Source organism: Aeromonas sp. ASNIH1 (genome assembly GCF_002934285.1).
Lineage (GTDB): Bacteria > Pseudomonadota > Gammaproteobacteria > Enterobacterales > Aeromonadaceae > Aeromonas > Aeromonas caviae.
The window spans coordinates 2,214,055-2,236,223 of sequence record NZ_CP026228.1; the positions used below are offsets into that span (position 1 = coordinate 2,214,055).

Below are 22,169 nucleotides of genomic sequence, written 5' to 3' on the forward strand. Positions count from 1 at the left end.
GTCATCTCCTCCTGCTGCAAGAGGGGGCAGTATACGCGACAAGGGGAGGGGGTGTCAGAGTGCCGGGCCCGTCAGGTGATCCCCGTCATCCTGTCATCAGGACAAGGGGCAGGATGAGCAGGATGGAGACGAGGTAGGGGAGCAAGACCCGCCGCCCCAGGCTGCGTCCGCCAATCACCAGTGCCAGCACCCCTTTCACCAGGGAGTTGACCAGCCCGGCGAGCAGTATGCCCCTGGCCGCCACCTCCAGGGACAGCTCCTTCTGGGCGAGCTGGGAGAGGGAAAGGGTGATGGCGTCCACGTCCGTGATGCCGGAGACCAGCGACAGCAGATAGACCCCGGAGTTGCCCACCTTGCTTTGCAGCAGGGTGGCCATGAAGCCGATGAGGGCGAGCAGCAGACCGAACTTGATGGCGGTGGCGAGATCCAGCGGGTTGCGGGTTTCGGGCTGTACCGGGCCGTCCGGCATCTCTTCCCGCTGGCGCCAGAACCAGAAAGCAAAGCCGTAGACGATGGCTGCCAGCAGCAGCAGGGGGACAGCCAGACGCAGCGCCAGCTCTCCGTGGATGATCAGCACCAGTGCCAGCAGCCTGAGCCACATGGTGGCTCCCGCCAGCAGAATGCCGGTGGCCAGCAGCCGCTCCAGCCCTCCCTGCTCCTTGTTGAGGCGGGCAAATTGCAGGGTGAGGGCGGTGGAGGAGGCGAGCCCCGCCAGCATGCTGGTGAGCACCAGCCCGGAGCGGGTGCCGAGCAGGCGCACCGCGAAGTGACCACAGAACGAGATGCCGGCGATCACCACCACCATGAGCCAGATCTTGAAGGGATTGAAGGCATTGAGGGGACCCATCTCGGTATCGGGGAGCACCGGCAGCAGCACCAGGGAGATGAGCAGAAAGCGCAGGGTGGCGTGAAACTCCATTTCGCTCAAGAACAGCATCCCCTGCTGGATCTTGCCCTTGAGCCCCATCAGGAGGGCCGCCAGCACGGCGCAGGCCACCGCCTCGCTCGGGCTCTGCAGCACCGACATCAGCCCCAGCAGATAGGTGAGCACCATGGCCACCGAGCTGGTGAGACCGAACTCCCCCTGCCAGCGCAGGGCCAGCCAGACCGAGAGGCCGCACCCCGTCACCACGGTCAGCAGACCGAGCAGGGCCAGCCAGGGCCCCAGGGTGGGCAGCAGCAGGGCGCAGACCCCGCCGAGCAGACCGATGAGGCCATAGGTGCGCATCCCGGCGATGCGCTGGTTGTCTCCGAGCTGGCGCACCTGCCAGCCCCGCTCCAGCCCGATGATGAGCCCGATGGCCAGGGACACCAGGGCGCCGTAGACGGGCTCGGCCTCTATCCACATGGGTTTCTCCTCCCGCTGCCGTTTCAGTGAGGATGGCACAGGGCATCCCGGGGCAGGGGGAGCTGGCTCACAGAGCGGGCGCGCACCCTGGCCGCTGCACGACACGCAAAAAAAAGGCGCCACCCTGAGGGGACGCCTGAAAACCAAACCTTGCGGTTTGCAGACCAACGGAACCAAAGATCACACACTTCACACTCAGCACTGCTGTGGGGGCAGGGCTCAACCCTGCCACTTGCCTCCTTCCACTATCACGTCGTTGGGATCGGTATCGGCGCTCAGTTTGTCGCGCACATACTGGTCGTAGAGTTTCAGCAGGTACTTCTCTTCCCCCAGCTTGGCGAGACGGTCGTTGACCCAGTCACGCAGCTCGATATTGCCCTTCTTCACCGCCGGGGCGATGGGGTCTTCCGAGCCCAGCTTCTCGGGCAGCACCCGATAGCCCGGGTTCTCCTTGGCCCAGCTGAACAACACCAGGTTGTCCTGGGCGTAGGCGTCGCCGCGGCCCTGGGCCAGGGCCTGCAGGGATTCGGTGTTCTTCTCGAACTTGAGCACCTTCCAGTCCGGGTGGTTGCGGGTCAGCCAGATGTCGGCCGTGGTGCCGGTGGTGACGATAAGCCGCTTGCCGGCCAGATCGTCGAGCTTCTTGGCGTCGCTGCCTTCCGGCACCAGCACCTGCACCGCGACCTTGAGGTTCGGGTTGGTGAAGTCCACCACCTGCCGCCGCTCCGGGGTCACCGTCATGTTGGCGAGGATGAGATCCACCTTGTCGCTCTGCAGGAAGGGGATGCGGCTGGCGGGCTCCACCGCCACGAACTCGACCTTGTTCTCGTCCCCCAGCAGATCCTTGGCGAAGCGGCGGCCGAGATCGGTGTCAAAGCCGACGTAGTTGCCCTTCTCGTCCACATAGCCAAACGGCGGCTTGTCGGTGAAGACGCCGACGATGAGCTTGTCCCGCGCCTTGATCTTGGCGAGGGAGCCGTCTTCTGCCTGGGCGGCGCCGCTGGCGAGGCCCAGGCCGATGAGGGCGCTAAACAGGACCGAGGTAATTATCTTCATGCTGACTCCTTTCGTTTGCTGACAGTTGTATAAGAAAACTTGGCGAGGAACTGGCGGGCACGCTGGCTCCTGGGATTGTCGAAAAATTGATGGGGGGCGGCCTGCTCCAGGATGTGGCCGCCGTCCATGAAGACGATGCGATCCGCCACCGCCTGGGCGAACGCCAGCTCGTGGGTGACGATAAGCAGGGTCATGCCGCTGCCGGCGAGATCCCGGATCACCTCCAGCACCTCCTGCACCATCTCGGGATCCAGCGCAGCGGTCACCTCGTCAAACAGCATCACCTGGGGGTTCATGCACAGGGCCCGCACGATGGCGATGCGCTGCTGCTGGCCGCCGGAGAGCTGGCGTGGATAGTCGTGGCGCCGCTCCCACAGGCCGATGCGGGTCAGCAACTGCTCCGCCTGCAGCAGGGCCTCGGCCCGCTCCCGCTTCTGCACCTGCACAGGGCCGAGCAGCACGTTCTCCAGCACCGTCAGGTTCGGGAAGAGGTGATAGCTCTGGAACACCATGCCGATGCGCTGGCGTACCCGCTGCCAGTCGGTGCTGGCATCCAGCAACTCTCCGTCGAAGCGAATGTCGCCCCCCTGAATGGGTTCGAGCCCGTTGAGGGTGCGCAGCAAGGTGCTCTTGCCGCAGCCGCTCGGCCCCAGGATGACGATCACTTCCCCGGCGTTCACCGTGAGGCTGACCTCGTCCAGTACCCGGTTTTGGCCGAATTGTTTGCTGACAGCATTGAGTTCAAGCAGAGGTGTCATACCGCGTTACCCCATTGTTGCTCCAGCCGGCGCGAGGCGAGCGAGAGCGGATAGCAGACCAGAAAAAAGAACAGGAACAGCAGACCGTAGATAAGCAGCGAGCCATAGGTGCGCTCGATGATCTGCTGGCCTACCTTGATCACCTCCACCACCCCGATCAGCACCGCCAGCGAGCTGGTCTTGATGATGCGGGTGTAGATGTTGATGGTGGGCGGCGTCAGCCGTTGCAGCGCCTGGGGCAGCAGCACGTGGCGATAGAGCTGCCAGCGGGAGAGCCCGAGCGCCAGACCGGCCTCCTGCTGGCCGCGGGCGAGGGATCCCAGGCCGCCGCGCACCACTTCACCCACCTCGCAGGCGCCCCACAGGGCCAGCACCAGCACGGCGCACCAGAAGGCCGGGATATCCAGGCCGAAAAAGATCGGCAGCCCGAAGAAGAAGAGGTAGAGCCACACCAGCACGGGCACCACCCGAAACAGCTCCAGATAGACCCGCAGTGCTCCCCGAGTCAGCCTTCCCCCTTGCTGGGCCAGCACGCCGTAACCGACCCCGCCCAGGGTGGCGAACAGGATGGCGAGCAGGGAGATGGCGAGGGTCTGACCCGCGCCCACCGCCAGCAGCGGCAGCGCCTGCGTCAGCTGCTCAGTGACCGGACTGGCCATAGTGATCCCTCCTTTCTTGTGCATGGGTGGCGAGTGACGGCGGCAGCAGGACAATAGGTGCCTTCATCAGTTGCTCAATGACCGAACTGACCATGTTGCAGCCTCCTTTCAACGACGCGCAGGGCAAGGGAGAGCGGCAGAAAGATCAGCACGCACATCAAGGTCAGCACCGTCAGCATCTCGTAGGTCTTGTAGTAGAGGGCGATGTAGTTCTTGGTGGTGTAGAGCAGTTCCGGCACCGCCACCGCCGAGGCCACCGTGGTCTCTTTGAGCAGAAAGATGAAGTTGGCAAACAGCGCCGGCAGGCTGGCGAGCCAGGCCTGGGGCAGCTGGACGTGGCGCAGCAGCTGCCAGCGGGAGAGGCCGATGGCCCGGCCCGCTTCCAGCTGGCTGGGGGGGATTGCCTGAATGCCTGCACGCAGCGCCTCGGTCAGGTAACCGCCGCCGAGGAAGGTCATGGCGATCACCGCCGTGGCAAAGCCGGAGAGCGAGATGCCGAGCGCCGGCAGCCCGAAGTAGAGAAAGAACAGCTGGATCAAGAGCGGCGTGTTGCGGGCCAGCTCCACATAGGCGCGGATCACCCCGTTCAGCCAGGGCTTGTGCAGGCTTTGCAGCGTCACGTTGAGTATCGCCACGGCGAGTGAGGTGAGGATCACGATGGCGCCGAGCTGCAAGGTGACCCAGACCGATTGGCCGAACGCCGGCAGGGTGGTGAGAACAAAGGACCAGTCGAAGCTCATGCCGGGATCCTCCCGTCGCGGCGCAGCCGCTGGGGCACGACCGTGATGGCGTCAGGGTACTTGATGCCGGCGCCGGTGTTGAGCACCACTACCCGCTCGCCCCCCCGTATCCAGCCCGCTTCCCGCAGCTGGCGGGCGGCGGCGAAGGCGGCCGCCCCTTCCGGGCAGACGAAGCTGCCTTCGCGCGCGGCGAGCTGGCGGATCTCGCGCTGGATGGCGCCATCGTCCACCGCGACGGCGCACCCCTCGGTGCGATAGAGGGCGTCCAGCACCAGAAAGTCCCCCAGCGCCTTGGGCACGTTGATGCCGAACGCCAGGGTCTGGGAGTCGGGCCAGAAGCGCGATTCGCGCTCCCCTTGCTGCCACGCCTGGACGATGGGGGCGCAGCCGCTCGCCTGCACCGCCACCAGTCGCGGCAGCGGGCCTTTGACCCAGCCCAGCTCCTGCAACTCCCGCAGCGCCATGTAGATGCCGATGAGACCGACTCCGCCACCGGTGGGGTAGAGGATGACGTCCGGCAGGGTCCAGCCGAGCTGCTCGGCGATCTCCAGCCCCATGGTCTTCTTGCCCTCGATGCGATAGGGCTCCTTGAGGGTGGAGGCATCGAACAGCCCCTGCTCGGCCACCGCCTCGGCCACCTGGCGACCGGCGTCGCTGATGAGGCCATCCACCAGATAGAGGCGGGCACCGGCCAGCGAGGTCTCCAGTCTTGTGATGGCGGGTGCCGCCTGGGGCATGACTATGGTGCTGCGCAAGCCGGCGCGGGCGCCGTAAAGCGCCCAGGCCGCACCGGCGTTGCCGTTGGTGGGCATGGCGAAGTGGGTGATGCCGAGCTCCCGGGCGCGGGAGACGCCGACCGCGGCGCCGCGGGCCTTGAAAGAACCGGTGGGGATGATGCTCTCATCCTTCATCCAGAGATCCGGAATGCCGATCTGTTTGCCGAAAGCGGGCAGGGGCAGCAGAGGGGTGAAGCCTTCCCCCAGGGTGATCACCTGGGCGGGGTCGCGCACCGGCAGCAGCTCGTGGTAGCGCCACAGGCTGGCGGGGCGGCCCAGCAGCGCGGCCGGGTGCCAGGCCTGTTTCAGGGCCTCGAGGTCGTAGCTGGCCAGCAAGGGGGCACCGACCGGGCTCAACTGCTGGGGCTGATCGGCATCCACTATCTCGCCGGTCTTGCTGCAACGCAGATGTGATAGGTAGCTGTACGGCATGCTTTATCCTGAATGGCTCACGTTGGCTGGTGTCTTATTCCATCCTGTGACCCAAGGGCCGGATAACAAACAAAATAAAGCGGCAAACTTAAGCGAAAAAATTCATATGGCTCCCCCGTGCCGACGGGCCACCCTCTGCCACCGGTCGGGGGGTTGGGCCATCCGGCGCGCTTTGTTAACCTGCCCGCTCACTCAAACCGCAGGGAGCCGCCTCGATGCGAGCCATTGTCAGCCTGCTGGCCCTGTCACTGCTCTGTGCGTGCAGCGGCCAGCCAACCAGAGAGGATGCCATGTCAGGGAATACGCGCCTTCACTACCCCGTCACTCGCCAGGGTGAGCAGGTGGATCACTATTTCGGCCAGGCCGTGGCCGACCCCTATCGCTGGCTGGAGGATGATCGCAGCCCCGAGACGGAGGCCTGGGTCAAGGCCCAGAACCGGGTGACTCAGGGTTACCTGGCGCAGATCCCGTATCGCGCCGCCATCAAGGAGAAGCTGGCCGCCTCCTGGAACTACGCCAAGGAGGGAGCGCCGTTTCGCGAAGGGCGCTACCACTACTTCTTCAAGAACGACGGTCTGCAGAACCAGTACGTCCTGTGGCGCCAGCTGGAGGGCAAGCCGGCGGAGGTGTTCCTCGATCCCAATACCCTCAGCCCTGACGGCACCACGGCGCTGGATCAGCTGAGCTTCTCCCGTGATGGCCGCATCCTGGCCTACTCCTTGTCGCTGGCCGGCAGCGACTGGCGCGAGATCCACCTGATGGACGTAGAGAGCAAGCAGCCGCTGGAGGCGCCCCTCAAGGACGTGAAGTTCAGCGGCATCAGCTGGCTCGGCAACGAGGGCTTCTTCTACTCGAGCTACGACAAGCCCGACGGCAGCGAGCTGTCGGCCAGGACCGATCAGCACAAGGTCTATTTCCACCGGCTCGGCACGGCGCAGGAGGATGACCGGCTGGTGTTTGGCGCCATCCCGGCCCAGCACCACCGTTACGTGGGGGCGACCGTCACCGAAGATGACCGCTTCCTGCTCATCTCGGCGGCGAACTCCACCTCCGGCAACCGCCTCTATGTGAAGGATCTGAGCCAGGAGAACGCGCCGCTGCTGACGGTGCAGGGGGATCTGGATGCGGACGTGAGCCTGGTGGACAACCAGGGCGGCACCCTTTACCTGCTGACCAACCGGGACGCCCCCAACGGCCGGCTGGTGACGGTGGATGCCGCCAACCCGGGCCCGGCCCACTGGCGGGATCTCATCCCCGAGCGCCAGCAGGTGCTGACGGTACACAGCGGCAGCGGCTATCTGTTCGCCGAGTACATGGTGGATGCCACCGCCCGGGTCGAGCAGTTCGACTACGAAGGCAAGCGGGTGCGCGAGGTGGCGCTACCCGGCCTTGGCAGCGTCAGCGGCTTCAACGGCAAGCACGACGACCCCGCCCTCTACTTCGGCTTCGAGAACTATTCCCAGCCGCCCACCCTCTACCGGTTTGAGCCCAAGAGCGGCGCCATCAGCCTCTATCGCGCCTCGGCGGCGCCGTTCAAGCCAGCGGATTACGTTTCCGAGCAGCGCTTCTACCAGAGCAAGGACGGCACCCGGGTGCCGCTCATCATCAGCTACCGCAAGGGGCTCAAGCTTGATGGCAGCAACCCGACCATCCTCTACGGCTACGGCGGTTTCGACGTGAGCCTGACCCCGAGCTTCAGCGTGTCGGTGGCCAACTGGCTGGATCTGGGGGGCGTCTATGCGGTGGCCAACCTGCGCGGGGGCGGCGAGTACGGCCAGGCCTGGCACCTGGCGGGCACTCAGCAGAACAAGCAGAACGTGTTCGACGATTTCATCGCGGCGGCCGAGTACCTCAAGGCCGAAGGCTACACCCGCACCGATCGGCTGGCGATCCGAGGTGGCTCCAACGGCGGTCTGCTGGTGGGGGCGGTCATGACCCAGCGGCCGGATCTGATGCGGGTCGCCCTGCCGGCGGTGGGGGTGCTCGACATGCTGCGCTACCACACCTTCACCGCCGGGGCGGGCTGGGCTTATGACTACGGCACCAGCGCCGACAGCGAGGCGATGTTCGACTACCTGAAGGGCTACTCGCCCCTGCACAACGTCCGACCCGGTGTCAGCTACCCCTCGACCCTGGTGACCACGGCGGATCACGACGATCGGGTGGTGCCGGCCCACTCCTTCAAGTTTGCCGCCACCCTGCAAGCCGACAATACCGGCCCCCATCCCCAGCTCATCCGCATCGAGACCAATGCCGGGCACGGGGCGGGCACGCCGGTGGCCAAGCTTATCGAGCAGAGTGCGGACATCTATGCCTTCACCCTGTACGAGATGGGCTATCAGCAGTTGCCGCGTCAGCCTTGATCCGGGCGAGGCGGGCGTCAGCCATCCACTATCATCAGGGCCCTGCGGGGCCCTTTTTATTGCCGCGCGCTTGAACGCGGACCTGCGACCATCCCTGTCTCGCCGCTGGCCCGTTTTGGCAGACGGGCCCCATCTGTCATCCCCCCGGTGGTATAGTCAGCCACAAGATCCGCATTCAAGGAGTCCATCGTGAAGAAGATCATCTACATCCTGCTGGGGTTGGCGCTGGCGGCCGTGGTGGCCATCGCCGCCCTGGTGTCCCTCATCGATCCCAACCAGTTCAAGCCCCAGCTGGTGGAACAGGTGCGCAAGAGCACCGGCCGCGAGCTGGTGATACAAGGTGATATCGGCTGGCGTTTCTGGCCAAGCCTGGGCCTCTCCCTCGAGCAGGTGGCGCTGCGCAACCCCGCCGGTTTCGCCGAGCCCGACCTAGTGCACTTCACGCGCGGGGAGGCCTCGGTGGGCCTGCTGCCCCTGCTCTCCCACAAGCTTGAGATAGGCAAGGTGACCCTGAGCGGCGCTCATCTGTTTATCCAGACCAGGGCTGACGGCAGCTCCAACCTGAGGGATCTGCTCAAGTCCTCCGCCGAGCCCAAGGGGGAGGCGACAACCTCCGAGCCCGCCGCAACGACGCCCCCAGCCGCCAGTGACAAGCAGCCCTGGCAGATCAGCCTGCAAGGCATCGCGCTGGTGGATGCCAGCGCCCTGGTGCGGGACGACCGCAGCGGTACCGTCTCCCGGCTCGACCGGCTGGATCTCGATCTGGGGCAGTTGACCCCGGGGGAGTGGGTACCGGTGACCCTGGCCGCCAAGGGGGCCCAGGGTGAGCTGGCGTTTGATCTCAAGGGTCAGGCCCAGCTCAAACCGGCCCGGGAGGCCATGAAGAGCGAGCTCAAGGATCTCAATCTCAGCGGCAGCCTGAACCAGCCGGCGCAGCGGCTCGATGCCTTCACCCTCAAGGCCGACCGGCTGGCATTGGGGGAGTGGAGCAGTCTGAGCCTTAGCCTCAGCGGGGCACAGGGGGCGGCGGACAAGCCGACCCTGGCCGGTACGCTGGAGGGGACCCTCAAGGCGCGCCTCGATGAAAACCGGCAACTGCTGGAGATATCGGATGCCGTGCTGGCCGCCAAGCTCAGCGGTGATTCTCTGCCGCACCCGCAGATGCAGGTGAAGCTCGCCGGCTTTGCCCGCGCGGAGCTCGACAAGCAGAGCGTCGCCCTCAGCAACCTGGTGCTGGGAGCGGACGATGCCCTGCTGAGCGGCAGCGGCGCCGTTCGTCTGGGGGCCGTACCCAAAGTGGACTTTGACCTCAAGGGGGACAAGCTCGATCTCGACGCCTGGCTCGGTCAATCGGCCAAGGCCGCGCCCGCTGCGGCCACCTCGGGAGCGGCTGCACCGGCCGGAGCAAAGGATCAGGCTGCGGCGCCCGCCAACAGGGCGCTCTCCACGGTAGAGCCTGATCTGACCGCCCTCAAGTCGGTGGACCTGGCTGGCCGCCTGCAACTGGGCAGCCTGCGCCTCAAGGGGCTGGATCTGAGCGCCGTCGATCTGCAACTGGCCCTGGCCGGTGGTCAGCTCACCCTCAAGCAGTTCAGTGCCGGGGTGGCCGGCGGCCAGGTGACCGCCAGCGGCGTGCTCGATGCCCGTCAGCAGCCGGCCCGCTATCAGGTGCACAAGCGGGTGCAGGGGGTCGATGTGCGGCCGCTGCTGCAGACCCTGGCCCAGACCGACCTGCTGGAAGGCAAGGGGGATCTGGAGGTCGAGGCGCAGGGCGCAGGCCTCTCCGAGCAGGCGCTGCGCAGCCGGATGCAGGGCAAGGTGAGCCTCAAGTTGAGCGATGGCGCCCTTCACGGCATCAACCTGGCGGAGATGATCCGCGAGGCGCGGGCCACCCTGAGCGGCAAGGGGGCGGATCAGGTGAAGGAGGTGCGCAAGACCGACTTCAGCGCCCTCACCGCCAGCTTCCAGATTGCCGACGGGGTTGCCAGGAGCGATGACATCCAGCTGTTTGCCCCCGCCCTGCGGGTGAAGGGGCAGGGCCAGACCGCCCTGGTGCCGGAGACCCTCGACTTCCTGTTCCTCACCTCCGTGGTGGAGAGCAGCAAGGGGCAGGGGGGCAAGACAGTGGATGAGCTCAAGGACATCACCATACCGGTGCGCATCGGCGGCCACTGGCAGGCGCCGAGCTACAAGCTCGACGTGAAGGCACTGCTCAGCAACAACAAGGTGCTGGAGGAGAAGGCCCGCAAGGAGGCCGAGCGCGGTCTCAAGAAGCTGCTGGGTGACAAGGCCGACAACGAAGGGGTGAAGGGGGTGGCGGACCAGCTGCTCAAGGGCCTGTTCAAATAGCCACCCTCCCGTTGTTGTCATCAAGAGCCCGCCCCGTGCGGGCTCTTTGCTGTGGTGCCGGGCGTCACGGGACGAGGTGTGGTCGGCAACATGAGGTACTATGCGAAATAGTCTTCGAAACCGGGAACCAGGAGGGTTCATGAACAAACGGGTGCTGATCACCGGCGGTGGCAGAGGTATCGGGGCCGCGACAGCCCGCTATCTGGCGGCGCAGGGTTACCATCTCTGTCTCAACTATCGTCAGGACAGGGCGTCCGCCGAGGCGGTGGTGGCCGAGATCCTGGCCACCCATCCGGTCGAGTGCATCGCGGTGCAGGCCGATGTCAGCGTGGAGGCCGAGGTGGTGCGCCTGTTCGAGGAGATGGACGCGCGGCTCGGCCCCGTTACCCACCTGGTGAACAACGCCGGCAGGTTGCAGCCCCAGATGCGGGTGCTGGAGATGAGCGCCGAGCGCATCAACCAGACTCTGACCACCAATGTCACCAGCTGCTTTCTCTGCTGCCGCGAGGCAGTGCGCCGCATGACGGCGGGGGGCGCCATCGTCAACGTCTCTTCGGCCGCCGCCCGGCTGGGCTCCCCCGGGGAGTACGTGGATTATGCCGCCGCCAAGGGGGCCGTCGACGTGCTGACCAGAGGCTTGTCGCTGGAGCTGGCGGCTCAGGGGATCCGGGTCAACGGGGTGCGTCCGGGTTTCATCTACACCGACATGCATGCCGACGGCGGCGAGCCCGGCCGGGTGGACAGGATCAAGGGGGCCATTCCGCTGCAACGGGGCGGCGAACCCCGTGAGGTAGCGGCCGCCATCGCCTGGCTGCTGTCGGACGAGGCCTCCTATGCCACCGGCACCTTTATTGATGTGGCGGGCGGGCGCTAGGTCATCTTCAACAAGCCTTTCGTCAACGAGAAGGGGCGCCATGGCGCCCCTTCTGCTTATTCTCCCAGCAGCTGTTGCCAGACCGCCAGCACATGGCCCCGCTCTCGCGGCAACTGATCGTCCCCCACCTTGCGGGAGATCTCCGAGAGGTTGAGGCGATGGCCGAGGTTGCGGATCTCCAGATAGGCCTGCTTGAGCCCCTCTGCCTGCTCCAGTGTGAGCACTCCCGCCATCACGCACTCATCGAAGATGCGCACATTGTCTGACCAGCGGGTGAGGGCGTCCGGCTCACCGCAGGCATGGGCCAGCACCAGGTACTGGGCGATGAACTCGATGTCCACCATGCCGCCGGGGGACTGCTTGAGATCGAACTCTCCCTCTCCCGCCTTGAGCAGGTGATCCCGCATCTTCTGGCGCATCTCCCGCACTTCGCGGGCCAGGGTGGGCAGATCCCGCTCCCTGGCCAGCACGTCGCGGCGGATGCGGGCAAATTCGGCGACCACGGCATCATCGCCATAGATGGGACGGGCTCGCACCAGGGCCTGATGCTCCCAGGTCCAGGCTTCCTGCTGCTGGTACTGCTCATAGGCCGACAGCGATGAGACCAGCAGGCCTGAGTCGCCGGAGGGGCGCAGCCGCATGTCGATCTCGTAGAGGATGCCGGACGGAGTGCGGGTGCTGAACAGATGCAGGATCCGCTGGGCCAGGCGCAGGTAGAACTGGCGGCTGTCGATGGGCTTGCGGCCATCGGTGTAACTGTTGGGGTCGCCGCCGTGCAGGAACACCAGATCCAGATCCGAGCCGTAGCCCAGCTCGATGCCACCCAGCTTGCCGTAGGCCACTACCGCAAAGCCGCGCTCACCGCTCACCGCCACCTCGGGCGGCACCCCGTAGCGTTCGCTCATCTGGGCCCAGGCCTGGTTGACCACCTCCTCGGTGATCGCCTCCGCCAGCCAGGTGAGGTGGTCGCTCACCTTCATCAGCGGCAGGGCGCCGGCGATGTCGGCGGCGACGATTCGCAGGAGCTGCACCTGCTTGAACTGGCGCAGCGCCTCCATCTGCTGCTCCACATCCTCCTCGGGGATGCGCAGCAGGAACTGGCGCAGCTGGGGCTTGTACTGATCCAGCGGGGTGGGGTGGTAGAGGTGCTGGGGATCCAGCAGCTCGTCCAGCAGGATGGGGTAGCGGGCCAGCTGCTCGCTCACCAGGTTGCTCTCGTCACACAGGCGTACCAGCTGGCGCAGGGCGGCGGGGTTTTCCGCCAGCAGTTGCAGATAGGCGCTGCGGGTGAAGATGCGAGTCAGCAGGGTGCAGACTCGCTCGAACAGGCGGGCGGGCTCGCGGCTCGCCACCACCAGGCGCAGCAGCTCCGGCATCAGCCAGTCCAGGGCGATGCGCCCCTGGGGCCCCACCTGACGGCGCTTGTACTCCTCCTTGAAACGCAGCAGGGCGGCGCAGAGGGGGGCGGGCTCCACCACTCCCTGCATGGTCAGCAGTTTTTCCAGCTCGGCGGCATCGAGCTCGGTGCGCCAGAGATCGAGCCAGAGCTGTTCCAGGTGGGCGGGGGCCTCCTTCTCTTCCCCCACCACGGCGACGAACTCCTGATGGACGGCGGCCATCTCCTCATCGAGGTGGGCCATGAAGGCGTCCCAGTCGGTAAAGCCGAGGGTGGCGATGAGCCGCTGGCGATCCCGATCCTCGGTGGGCAGAGTCTGGGTCTGCTGATCGCCGATCTCCTGCAAGATGTTTTCCACCCGGCGCAGGAAGCGATAGGCGGTGAGCAGGCGTTCGCACTGGCTCCCCTCCAGGGCCCCCCCCTGGGCGATGGCGGCCAGCGCCTCGGGCAGGTGGCGTACCCGCAGGGCGGGCTCGCGCCCGCCACGGATGAGTTGCAGCGCCTGGGCGATGAACTCCACCTCGCGAATGCCCCCGGCCCCCAGCTTGATGTTGCCCTCCAGTCCCTTGCGGCGCACCTCGGCGGCGATCATCGCCTTCATCTGGCGCAGGCCGTCGATGACGCCGAAGTCGATATAGCGGCGGAACACGAAGGGGCGCAGCAGTTCGGTCAGGGCCATGGCGTGTTCGCACTGGGGGCCCAGCACCCGCGCCTTGACCATGGCGTAGCGTTCCCAGTTGCGGCCGTGATGCTGGTAGTAGTCCTCCATGGCGGCGAAGGAGATGGCGAGCGGCCCCGCATCGCCAAAGGGGCGCAGCCGCATGTCGACCCGGAACACCTGACCATCCTGGGTGGGCTGGTGGAGGGCGTTGATGAGACGCTGCCCCAGCTTGATGAAGAACTGCTGGTTGGCGAGCTCCCGCCGACCGCCAACGGTGTAGCCGTTCTCGGGGAAGGTGAAGATAAGGTCGATGTCCGAGGAGAAGTTGAGCTCGCCGCCGCCGAGCTTGCCCATCCCGAGGATGAGCAGCGGCTGGGGGTTGCCATCGCCGTCCATGGGGGTGCCCAGCTCGCTGCACTGTTTGGCATAGAGCCAGTCGCGGGCACCACAGATGAGGGCATCTGCTAGCTTGGTGAGATGGATGAAGCTCTCTTCGACCTCGGACTCCCCGAGCAGCTCGCGCCAGGCGATCACCAGCATGCGGCTGCGGCGGAACTGGCGCAGGATGCGCTTGAGCGCCTCCTCGTCCGCGATCTCGGCGAGCAGGGCTGCGAGTTCAGGTTCATAGGCGGGCCAGCGCTCGGCCCGGGTCAGTGCGTCCGATGCCAGGGTATCGGCCAGCAGCCGCGGCTGCTTGATAAGGGAGTCGGCGACAAAGTCGGAGAGGCCGAGCAGGGTCAGCAGGGTCTGGCGGGTGGGCTCGGGCAGGGCGTCATACTGGGGCGCCAGGGCGAGCAGCCGCTGCCAGTGGCGCAGGGCCTGCTCCTGCAACAAGGGGGAGAAGGCGGAGAAAGAGGGAGAGTGCTGGGCCACGGTTGCCATCCTTGTGGTTGACGAGTCTGCAGGGAGAGTGAAATGCCGGCTGCCAATCTAGCACTCCCGGGCGCTGGCGTCACAGCGCCGCTGCCCGGAAGGTGATCCGGCGACGGATCTGGCGATCGGCCGGGTTCAGGGACGCCGGTAGATCTCGGGGTCGTAGATTTCCATCAGGCTGCCGGGGCTTCTCGGCGGCACAAAACCGAAACCGGCGTAGAGGCCGTGGGCATCGGAGGTGGCGAGGGAGAGACGGCGCAGCCCTTGCAGCTCCGGGTGGGCGAGGATGGCTGCCACCAGGGCCTTGCTGTGACCACGCCCGCGATGTTCGGGCAGCACGAAGACGTCGGCGAGATAACCGAAGGTGGCCTTGTCGGTGATGACCCGGGCGAAGGCGACCTGCTGGCCGTCGAGATAGGCTCCGAAGCACAGGGAGTGGTTGATGGCCCGCTGCAGGGTGGCGAGGGGAATGCCGAGGCACCAATAGGCCTCTTCACTGAGGAAACGGTGAATGAGCGGGACGTCGAGGCGCCCCTTGTCGTCGCTTATCTCAAGCGCACGTTCTGTGGTCTGCATCCTGGCTCCTTGCCGTGATGAAAAAAGAAAGGCCCCTAAGGGGGCCTTCCAGTGTACTCAAATCACGACCTCAGGCCAGCCTGTAGGTTTGACGATGGGCGCCAGCATCAGGCCAGCTTGAAGGCCTGGATATGGCTGTCCAGCGTCTGGCTGTGGTGTTCCACCAGTTCGGAGGCATCTTTCAGCTCCCGCAGCACCACGACGGAGCCTTCCACCACCTGTTTGACCTGCTCCAGGTTGGCATTCATCTCTTCGGCGACCGAGCTCTGCTGCTCGGAGGCGGCGGCGATCTGGCGGTTCATGTCGGCCACTCCCTGCACCCGCTGCACTATGGTGTCGAGCTGGGTACCAGCCTGAGTCACCTGCTCCACCCCCTTGTCCGCCTGCTGCACGCTCTCGGCCATCAGGCCGACGGCCTGGCGGGCGTTGCCCTGAAGCTGCTCGATCATCTTCTGGATCTCGACGGTGGCCGCCTGGGCACGGTTCGCGAGTTCGCGCACCTCGGAGGCGACCACTGCAAAACCGCGACCCGCCTCACCGGCGCGGGCGGCCTCGATGGCGGCGTTCAGGGCCAGCAGGTTGGTCTGCTCGGAGATGCTGCGGATGGTGTCCACCACGGAGCCGATGCGATCGACCCCGTGTTCCACTTCGTTGACCACGGTGGAGGAGCGCTGGATGTTGCCGGAGAGAGTGTCGATGGTGTTGACGGTAGCCGCCACGCAGCGGCTGCCCTCCTCGGCCAGCTGGCTGGTTTCGGCGGTGGCATGGGACGCCTGCTCCGCGTGGTTGGCCACTTCTCGAATGGCACCCACCATCTGGCTCATGGCGCTGGCAAGCTGCTCAATCTGGGTGAACTCCTCGTTGATGGCCTCGTTCGCCTCATCCATGCAGAGAGTCACCTGGGAGGCGATCTCGTTGAGCTCCTTGCAGGCGGCACGCTGGGTCCCGAACACCTCCTTGAGGTTCTCCTGGGAGTGGGCCACCGCCTTGGCGATGTCGCCGAACTCGTCCCGGGACTTGAGCAGCACGCTGTGGCTGAGATCCTTGTTGGCGAAACGCTCCAGCAGCCCCACCAGGTAGTGGACCTGCTTGACCATGAGGCGGGAGCCGGTGAGCAGCAGCACCACGAAGACGACCCCCATGAGCGCCGTCTCCACCAGCCCGGTCCAGAGCAGGCGATCGGCGATGGTGTTGGCCATGGCGGCATCAATGCCCTCGCTGAGCAGGGTCGCTTCCAGGTTGCTGGCATCGAACCAGAGTTTGGCCAGCAGCAGCAGGGTGCTGAACACCATGAGCAGCACCACCTTGGGCACCAGTCGGATGTTGCTCATGCGCCTCTCCAGCGGGTTCAACTGCATAATTTTTCTCCTTTCAACGTCCATTATTCCTTTGCCGTCATAGCTATCGGCATTATCTTCCTTTTTATTAATTTGCACCGTGCTTAAAGTTGGAAAATGTATGCGACATCACTTAACTCATTTGCGTACCATGGATCTGCTGATGGGGTTTCTCTCCGTGATTTCGGTTTGCCTGGTGGCTGCTCGCTGGCTGGGGCACGGTGAACTGAGCTCCCAGACTTTGCAGCTCTTTTATGATGTCGACAGCCTGATCTGCTACTTCTTCCTCGCTCACTTCGCCTATGGCTGGGCGCGCGCCTCCGACAGGATGGCCTTCTTCAAGAGCAACTGGTTCTATCTGCCCGGCAGCCTGCCCATGGTGGAACAACTGCGCTGGGCGCGGCTCATCCAGCTGTGGCGGGTTTACCAGTTGCTCCGGGACAGACCGGATCTGCTGGCCATGTTCCGTCGTGAACGCAACGAAACCACCCTCTCCGGTATTCTCTTCCTCTTCTTCCTGTTGCTGGGGGTCGGCTCCGGCGTCATGTACTGGCTGGAGACGGGGCAACCCGGCAGCCAGATCCAGACTCCTTACGATGCCTTCTGGTGGACGCTGGTGACCCTCTCTACCGTGGGATACGGGGATCTGGTGCCCAAGACGGAGGAGGGGCGCTTCGTCGCCAGCCTGCTGATCCTCTTTGGAGTGGGGTTGTTTGGCGCCCTCAGCGGCTTCATGGCCAGCCTGTTCGTCCATCCCGGCAAGACCAACGATGACACCGCTGTGTGGCGACGCCAGCAGAGCGAGCAGCAGGCGCAACTGCTCAAAGAGCTCAAGGCCCTGCGCGCCGAGGTGCAGGCGCTGAAACAGAAGTAGGTGCGACGTCTGGAATGGTCGCGTGGCAAACCGGCGGCGCTGCGAGACAGCTCTCACTCGGGGAGATGGCGCTTTTCTTTGCTTGTCCTTTGACCCGCAGGCGGCTTAACATTCGGCCTGCAACCTAATCCAACGAAGAGAATCGATCGACCATGCGCGCCCTTCTCGGGATCCTGATCTGCTTGTGTGCCCAACAGGCACTGGCCGATACCCGCTATGTTTCAGACAACATCTTTACCTATATCCACAACGGTCCGGGTACCCAGTACCGGATCCTCGGCAGCGTCAAGGCCGGTGAGCCGCTGGAGGTCAAGGCGGTGAACCAGGAGGCCGGATTCACCCAGGTGGTGGACGGTCGTGGCCGCGAAGGCTGGATCAAGAACAGCGAGCTGCAGGGGGAGATCAGCCTGCGTGAACGCCTTCCCCAGGTTCAGAAAGAGCTGGACGAAGCCAAGGCCCGTCTGCTGAACCTCAATGGCGACAACGAGAAACGCTTCGCCGAGAAGGATGGCAAGATCGCCGAGCAGAGCAAGGAGATCGCCAGCCTCAAAGCCCGTCTGGACAGCCAGAGCGCCGAGATGAGCAGCCTCAAGGAACAGAACGACGCCCTGACCCAGAGCTATGACAACCGTGAGCACGACATGCAGATGGACTGGTTCATCCGCGGTGGTGCCATGGTGGGGGGCGGCATCCTGCTCGGGATCCTCCTGCCCATGCTCCCGCGCCGTCGCAAGAGCAGCGAGCGCTGGATGAACTGATCGCCCGGGCGGTCAACAGGATGAAAGGTCGCCAGAGGCGGCCTTTTTTCATGGTGTGTCTGGCGAGAAGAGGGCCATGTCGGGGGTCGCCATCGGCCCTTCCCGCTCGTAAGATGAGGCGAACGATCCTGTGCCGCGCGCATTCTCAACAAGAGCCTTCATCATATGTCATCAACTGAACAGGCCTTCTGGTTCGTGCTGGGGGGCGATCACCTCGTCCTGCTGGATGAACAGGGGCGCATTCCACAAGGGGCCCGCGCCGTTTTGCCCACCCATCTGCACACCGCCCCCTTCGAGCGCTTCGACGAGTGGGACGGCCTGCCTTGCCATCTGCTGGATCTGGGGGGCGAGGTGGAGACCGGGGCCATGGCCCCGCTGCGCCAGCTCATGGTGGCGGGGGACGAAGAGGGCTTTCGCCTCGCAGGACGGGCCTGGCAGCTCGCCACCTTTCGCCGAACCCATCGTTTCTGCGGTGAGTGCGGCGCCCCCATGAGCCCAAAGGCGGGGGAGTGGGCGCAAGGGTGCCGCCATGGCCACGTCGCCTATCCGCGCATCTCCCCCTGCATCATCGTGGCGGTGCGCAAGGGGCCCGCCATCTTGCTGGCGGCCCACCGCCGTCACTATCAGGCGGATGATCCCATGTATACCGTGCTGGCCGGCTTCGTGGAGGCTGGGGAGAATCTGGAGCAGTGCGTGGCGCGGGAGGTGTTCGAGGAGAGCGGCATCCGGGTGGCCAATGTGCGTTACGTGGCGAGCCAGCCTTGGCCCTTCCCCCACAGCCTGATGATGGGCTTCACCGCCGACTACGAGAACGGCGAGATCAAGGTGCAGGATGACGAACTGGTGGCGGCAGGGTTCTTTGAGGCTGACCGGCTGCCGCGCTTGCCCCCTCATGGCACCATAGCGCGCCGGCTCATCGAACAGTGCCTCGCCGAGGCGCGTTGAGGGAAAACGGGGGCGCTTGTATGCGCCCCCTCACATCTTTGCACTCCTGCGGCGATGTGCGGCGTCAGGGTCGCCCTCAGCCTTGCACAAAGTGGTATCATGTCCGCCATTTTATGCGTGACATGACTCAGGAACTGGGATGAAAGAGCTGAAAAACGATCGATACCTGCGTGCCCTGCTGCGCCAGGAAGTGGACATGACCCCGGTATGGATGATGCGTCAGGCTGGCCGTTATCTGCCGGAATACAAGGCGACCCGCGCCGTTGCGGGGGATTTCATGTCCCTGTGTCGCAACGCCGAGCTGGCCTGTGAAGTCACCTTGCAGCCCCTGCGCCGCTATCCACTCGATGCCGCCATTCTCTTCTCCGACATCCTTACCGTGCCCGATGCCATGGGGCTGGGCCTCTACTTCGAGCACGGGGAAGGCCCGCGCTTCGAGCGCCCGATCACCTCCATGGCCGACGTGCAGGCCCTGCCCATCCCGGATCCGGAAGACGAGCTCGGCTACGTGATGAATGCGGTGCGCACCATCCGCCGCGAGCTCAAGGGCGACGTGCCGCTCATCGGCTTCTCCGGCAGCCCCTGGACCCTGGCCACCTACATGGTGGAGGGGGGCAGCTCCAAGGCGTTCACCAAGATCAAGCAGATGATGTATGCAGAGCCGCAGACCCTGCACCTGCTGCTCGACAAGCTGGCGGACAGCGTGATTAGCTATCTCAACGCCCAGATCAGGGCGGGTGCCCAGGCGGTCATGGTGTTCGATACCTGGGGCGGCGTGCTCACCCCGCGGGATTACCGCGACTTTTCCCTGCAGTACATGCACAAGATCGTCGATGGCCTGATCCGTGAACATGAGGGCCGCCGTGTGCCGGTCACCCTGTTCACCAAGAACGGCGGCCAGTGGCTGGAGCAGATCGCCGCCACCGGCTGCGATGCCCTGGGGCTGGACTGGACCACCGACATCGCGGACGCCAAACGCCGGGTGGGCGACAAGGTGGCGCTGCAGGGCAACATGGATCCCTCCATGCTCTACGCCACCCCGGAGCGGATCCGCGAAGAGGTCGCCACCATTCTGGCCGGTTTCGGTCATGGCAACGGCCATGTCTTCAACCTGGGGCACGGCATCCATCAGGATGTGGACCCGGAACATGCTGGCGTGTTCGTCAACGCGGTGCATGAGCTCTCCGCCCGGTACCACGGTCGCTGAGGGCTGCAAACAGCGTGATGAACGGGGCCTGCGGGCCCCGTTTTGCTGTCCGTGACACAGGGGGCTGCATCCTGGTCGCGGCTCGGGTTACACTGCACCCCAATGTTGGCAGTCGTGGCCGGGATGGGGTCGTTGAGGGGCAGGAGGCTGGATGGAGAAGCGGGCGTGGGATTGGGGCATCGACCTTGGCGGGACCAAGTGCGAGTGCGTGGTGCTCGATGGCGACGAGGTGTTGCTGCGCCACCGCATTCCCACTGAACGGCGCGGCGGCTACCAGCACATGCTGGGCCAGATCGCCAAACTGGTGGACGAGTGTGCCGCCAAACTCGGTCAGCGTCCTGCACTCATCGGCATGGGGACGCCAGGGGCCCGGGACCCCCAGACCGGGCTGCTGAAAAACAGCAACACCACCGAGTTCAACGGCAAGCCGCTCAAGGAAGATCTGGAACGCAGGCTGGGCGTCCCCGTGCTCATCGCCAACGACGCCAACTGTTTTGCCCTGGCGGAAACCCATCTGGGGGCGGTGCGCCAGCAGCATCCCGATGCAAAAGTGGTGTTTGGCATCATCATGGGCACCGGGGTCGGGGCCGGCATCGTCATCAACGGCCAGATCCTCAACGGTCACCACGGCATCGCCGGGGAGTGGGGGCACAACGTCCTGTTGCCGGAGGGGCCAGAGTGCTACTGCGGCAAGCGCGGCTGCGTCGAAACCCTCATCAGCGGCCCGGCGCTGGAGGCCTGGTACGAGGCCAGGACCAAACGCCGTCTCTCGCTCGCCCAGATTGCTGCGGCCAGTGCCCATGATCATGTCGCCAGGCTCACCATGGACAGGTTGCACCTGCTGTTCGGCCAGGCCCTCGCCAACGTGATCAATATTCTCGATCCGGACGTCATCGTCATCGGTGGCGGCGTGGGCAATGTGCAGAGCCTCTATCGCGCCGGGCGCGAAACGGTATTGCCCTTCCTGTTCAACCCCCGTTTCGCCACCCCCATGATAGCGCCGGCCCTGGGGGACAGCGCCGGGGTATTCGGTGCCGCACTGCTGGCCCGCGGCGTCTTTCGCGAGGCACTGCTCTCGTGAGTCGCCCCTTCCTCCCATCCCTTTGTCGCAGCTAAGGACACAACGTTTCCATGATCAAGATTGCCATCAACGGCTATGGCCGCATCGGCCGCAACGTGCTGCGGGCCCTCTACGAGAGCGGCCGCGACAAGACCATCAAGATAGTGGCCATCAACGAGCTGGCGGCCCCCGAGGCCATGGTGCACCTGACCCGCTTCGACACCAGCCACGGCCGCTTCCGCTATCCGGTGCAGCTGGCGGGCAACAGCATGCAGGTGGGGGAGGATCTCATCGCCCTGTTTGCCGAGCGGGATCCGTCGAACTTGCCGTGGCGGGCGCTGGGGGTGGACGTGGTGCTGGACTGCACCGGGGTGTTTGGCTCCCGGGCCGATGCCGAGCTGCATCTGGGGGCGGGAGCGGGCAAGGTGCTCTTCTCCCATCCGGCGGACGCGGATGTGGACGCCACCATCGTCTACGGGGTCAACCACCAGGTGCTGACCGGGCGGGAGCGGATCGTCTCCAACGCCTCCTGCACCACCAACTGCGTGGTCCCCGTCATCGAAACATTGCATCGAGAATTCGAGATAAATTGTGGTACTATTACGACAATTCATTCGGCCATGCACGATCAGCAAGTCATCGATGCCTATCACGGCGACTTGCGTCGAACCCGGGCCGCCAGCCAGTCCATCATCCCGGTGGATACCAAGCTGGCCAAGGGGTTGGAGCGGATTCTGCCGCACTTTGCCGGCAAGTTCGAGGCGATCGCGGTGCGTGTTCCTACCATCAATGTAACCGCCATGGATCTGAGCATTACTGTTCGTAAAAAAGTGACAGTTAGTGACGTAAATCAAGCCCTGCAACGGGCATCCAGAGGTACATTACACGGTATTCTGGACTACACGGAAGAGCCACTGGTCTCCGTAGACTTTAATCATGATGCACACTCCTGCATCATTGATGGTACCCAGACCCGGGTCAGCGATGCCAACCTCGTCAAGATGTTGATGTGGTGCGATAACGAATGGGGCTTCGCCAACCGGATGCTGGATACCACCCGGGCCATGATGGCCGCAGGCTGAGAGCCTGCACGGGTGCAAGGTTACTGTTTTTTTAACATTACCTGA

18 protein-coding genes are annotated in these 22,169 nt (G+C 64.9%); 9 read left to right on the plus strand and 9 right to left on the minus strand.

The genetic code is table 11. The annotated features are described in order from the left end of the window. Positions 1–85 precede the first annotated feature (85 nt). From C2U37_RS10790 to C2U37_RS10815, 6 genes are all read right to left on the minus strand, one after another. Complete coding sequence (locus tag C2U37_RS10790; protein ID WP_104452261.1) at positions 86–1,348, minus strand: MgtC/SapB family protein; 1,263 nt, start codon at positions 1,346–1,348, stop codon at positions 86–88. Between the two features lie 219 nt (positions 1,349–1,567). Then, positions 1,568–2,404, minus strand: coding sequence for a transporter substrate-binding domain-containing protein (locus C2U37_RS10795; RefSeq protein ID WP_039040560.1), 837 nt, complete (start codon positions 2,402–2,404; stop codon positions 1,568–1,570). Continuing rightward, positions 2,401–3,162, minus strand: coding sequence for an amino acid ABC transporter ATP-binding protein (locus C2U37_RS10800; protein WP_104452262.1), 762 nt, complete (start codon positions 3,160–3,162; stop codon positions 2,401–2,403). Before C2U37_RS10800 ends, C2U37_RS10795 begins: the two co-directional genes overlap by 4 nt. Beyond that, positions 3,159–3,821, minus strand: a complete 663-nt coding sequence (locus C2U37_RS10805) for an amino acid ABC transporter permease (RefSeq protein WP_104452263.1) — start codon at positions 3,819–3,821, stop codon at positions 3,159–3,161. Before C2U37_RS10805 ends, C2U37_RS10800 begins: the two co-directional genes overlap by 4 nt. Positions 3,822–3,895: 74 nt before the next feature. Then, positions 3,896–4,561: an amino acid ABC transporter permease gene (locus tag C2U37_RS10810; protein WP_104452264.1), complete on the minus strand. Its 666-nt coding sequence runs from the start codon at positions 4,559–4,561 to the stop codon at positions 3,896–3,898. Then, the gene (locus tag C2U37_RS10815) at positions 4,558–5,769 is read right to left on the minus strand and encodes a threonine synthase (RefSeq protein ID WP_104452265.1); all 1,212 of its coding nucleotides are present in this window, start codon (positions 5,767–5,769) and stop codon (positions 4,558–4,560) included. Before C2U37_RS10815 ends, C2U37_RS10810 begins: the two co-directional genes overlap by 4 nt. 215 nt (positions 5,770–5,984) lie before the next feature. Between C2U37_RS10815 and C2U37_RS10820 the strand changes: the two genes are divergently transcribed. From C2U37_RS10820 to C2U37_RS10830, 3 genes are all read left to right on the plus strand, one after another. After that, positions 5,985–8,132, plus strand: coding sequence for a prolyl oligopeptidase family serine peptidase (locus C2U37_RS10820; RefSeq protein WP_104452266.1), 2,148 nt, complete (start codon positions 5,985–5,987; stop codon positions 8,130–8,132). A 189-nt stretch (positions 8,133–8,321) separates the two neighbouring features. Continuing rightward, on the plus strand, positions 8,322–10,481 hold the full coding sequence (locus C2U37_RS10825; protein ID WP_104452267.1) for an AsmA family protein: 2,160 nt from the start codon (positions 8,322–8,324) through the stop codon (positions 10,479–10,481). A gap of 139 nt (positions 10,482–10,620) precedes the next feature. Then, entirely contained in the window at positions 10,621–11,355 is a 735-nt protein-coding gene (locus C2U37_RS10830) for an SDR family oxidoreductase (protein ID WP_041213919.1), read from the plus strand. 56 nt (positions 11,356–11,411) lie between these two features. Here the strand turns inward: C2U37_RS10830 and glnE are convergent, their stop codons facing one another. From glnE to C2U37_RS10845, 3 genes are all read right to left on the minus strand, one after another. Further along, positions 11,412–14,285, minus strand: coding sequence for a bifunctional [glutamate--ammonia ligase]-adenylyl-L-tyrosine phosphorylase/[glutamate--ammonia-ligase] adenylyltransferase (gene glnE / locus C2U37_RS10835; protein ID WP_233768470.1), 2,874 nt, complete (start codon positions 14,283–14,285; stop codon positions 11,412–11,414). Between the two features lie 135 nt (positions 14,286–14,420). Continuing rightward, positions 14,421–14,861, minus strand: coding sequence for a GNAT family N-acetyltransferase (locus C2U37_RS10840; protein WP_010675667.1), 441 nt, complete (start codon positions 14,859–14,861; stop codon positions 14,421–14,423). Between the two features lie 107 nt (positions 14,862–14,968). Then, positions 14,969–16,219 (minus strand): methyl-accepting chemotaxis protein, encoded by a 1,251-nt coding sequence (locus C2U37_RS10845; protein WP_010675666.1) that lies wholly within the window; start codon positions 16,217–16,219, stop codon positions 14,969–14,971. A gap of 100 nt (positions 16,220–16,319) precedes the next feature. On the opposite strand from C2U37_RS10845, the gene C2U37_RS10850 reads away from it, so the two are divergent. The 6 genes from C2U37_RS10850 (at position 16,320) to epd (ending at position 22,124) form a co-directional block, all read left to right on the plus strand. Continuing rightward, on the plus strand, positions 16,320–17,072 hold the full coding sequence (locus C2U37_RS10850) for a potassium channel family protein (protein ID WP_104452269.1): 753 nt from the start codon (positions 16,320–16,322) through the stop codon (positions 17,070–17,072). A gap of 152 nt (positions 17,073–17,224) precedes the next feature. After that, on the plus strand, positions 17,225–17,830 hold the full coding sequence (locus C2U37_RS10855) for a TIGR04211 family SH3 domain-containing protein (RefSeq protein ID WP_010675664.1): 606 nt from the start codon (positions 17,225–17,227) through the stop codon (positions 17,828–17,830). 165 nt (positions 17,831–17,995) lie between these two features. After that, positions 17,996–18,775 carry an NAD(+) diphosphatase gene (gene nudC / locus C2U37_RS10860; protein WP_104452270.1) on the plus strand — a complete coding sequence of 260 codons (780 nt, stop codon included), beginning with the start codon at positions 17,996–17,998 and terminating at the stop codon, positions 18,773–18,775. A 139-nt stretch (positions 18,776–18,914) separates the two neighbouring features. Further along, positions 18,915–19,982 carry a uroporphyrinogen decarboxylase gene (gene hemE, locus C2U37_RS10865; RefSeq protein ID WP_010675662.1) on the plus strand — a complete coding sequence of 356 codons (1,068 nt, stop codon included), beginning with the start codon at positions 18,915–18,917 and terminating at the stop codon, positions 19,980–19,982. 151 nt (positions 19,983–20,133) lie between these two features. Continuing rightward, entirely contained in the window at positions 20,134–21,063 is a 930-nt protein-coding gene (locus C2U37_RS10870; RefSeq protein ID WP_042881550.1) for an ROK family protein, read from the plus strand. A gap of 50 nt (positions 21,064–21,113) precedes the next feature. After that, a complete protein-coding gene (gene epd, locus C2U37_RS10875) occupies positions 21,114–22,124 on the plus strand; it encodes an erythrose-4-phosphate dehydrogenase (protein WP_041211676.1) in 1,011 nt (336 codons plus the stop codon). The last annotated feature ends 45 nt before the right edge of the window (positions 22,125–22,169 follow it).

Excerpts from the sequence above, each read along its gene's own strand:
- C2U37_RS10820 (WP_104452266.1), top strand. The coding sequence starts at position 5,985 with ATGCGAGCCATTGTCAGCCTGCTGGCCCTGTCACTGCTCTGTGCGTGC.
- C2U37_RS10870 (WP_042881550.1), top strand. The coding sequence starts at position 20,134 with ATGGAGAAGCGGGCGTGGGATTGGGGCATCGACCTTGGCGGGACCAAG.
- nudC (WP_104452270.1), top strand. The coding sequence starts at position 17,996 with ATGTCATCAACTGAACAGGCCTTCTGGTTCGTGCTGGGGGGCGATCAC.
- C2U37_RS10850 (WP_104452269.1), top strand. The coding sequence starts at position 16,320 with ATGCGACATCACTTAACTCATTTGCGTACCATGGATCTGCTGATGGGG.
- hemE (WP_010675662.1), top strand. The coding sequence starts at position 18,915 with ATGAAAGAGCTGAAAAACGATCGATACCTGCGTGCCCTGCTGCGCCAG.
- C2U37_RS10830 (WP_041213919.1), top strand. The coding sequence starts at position 10,621 with ATGAACAAACGGGTGCTGATCACCGGCGGTGGCAGAGGTATCGGGGCC.
- C2U37_RS10810 (WP_104452264.1), bottom strand. The coding sequence starts at position 4,561 with ATGAGCTTCGACTGGTCCTTTGTTCTCACCACCCTGCCGGCGTTCGGC.
- C2U37_RS10855 (WP_010675664.1), top strand. The coding sequence starts at position 17,225 with ATGCGCGCCCTTCTCGGGATCCTGATCTGCTTGTGTGCCCAACAGGCA.
- C2U37_RS10805 (WP_104452263.1), bottom strand. The coding sequence starts at position 3,821 with ATGGCCAGTCCGGTCACTGAGCAGCTGACGCAGGCGCTGCCGCTGCTG.
- C2U37_RS10800 (WP_104452262.1), bottom strand. The coding sequence starts at position 3,162 with ATGACACCTCTGCTTGAACTCAATGCTGTCAGCAAACAATTCGGCCAA.
- C2U37_RS10795 (WP_039040560.1), bottom strand. The coding sequence starts at position 2,404 with ATGAAGATAATTACCTCGGTCCTGTTTAGCGCCCTCATCGGCCTGGGC.
- C2U37_RS10790 (WP_104452261.1), bottom strand. The coding sequence starts at position 1,348 with ATGTGGATAGAGGCCGAGCCCGTCTACGGCGCCCTGGTGTCCCTGGCC.
- epd (WP_041211676.1), top strand. The coding sequence starts at position 21,114 with ATGATCAAGATTGCCATCAACGGCTATGGCCGCATCGGCCGCAACGTG.
- C2U37_RS10840 (WP_010675667.1), bottom strand. The coding sequence starts at position 14,861 with ATGCAGACCACAGAACGTGCGCTTGAGATAAGCGACGACAAGGGGCGC.
- C2U37_RS10815 (WP_104452265.1), bottom strand. The coding sequence starts at position 5,769 with ATGCCGTACAGCTACCTATCACATCTGCGTTGCAGCAAGACCGGCGAG.
- C2U37_RS10845 (WP_010675666.1), bottom strand. The coding sequence starts at position 16,219 with ATGCAGTTGAACCCGCTGGAGAGGCGCATGAGCAACATCCGACTGGTG.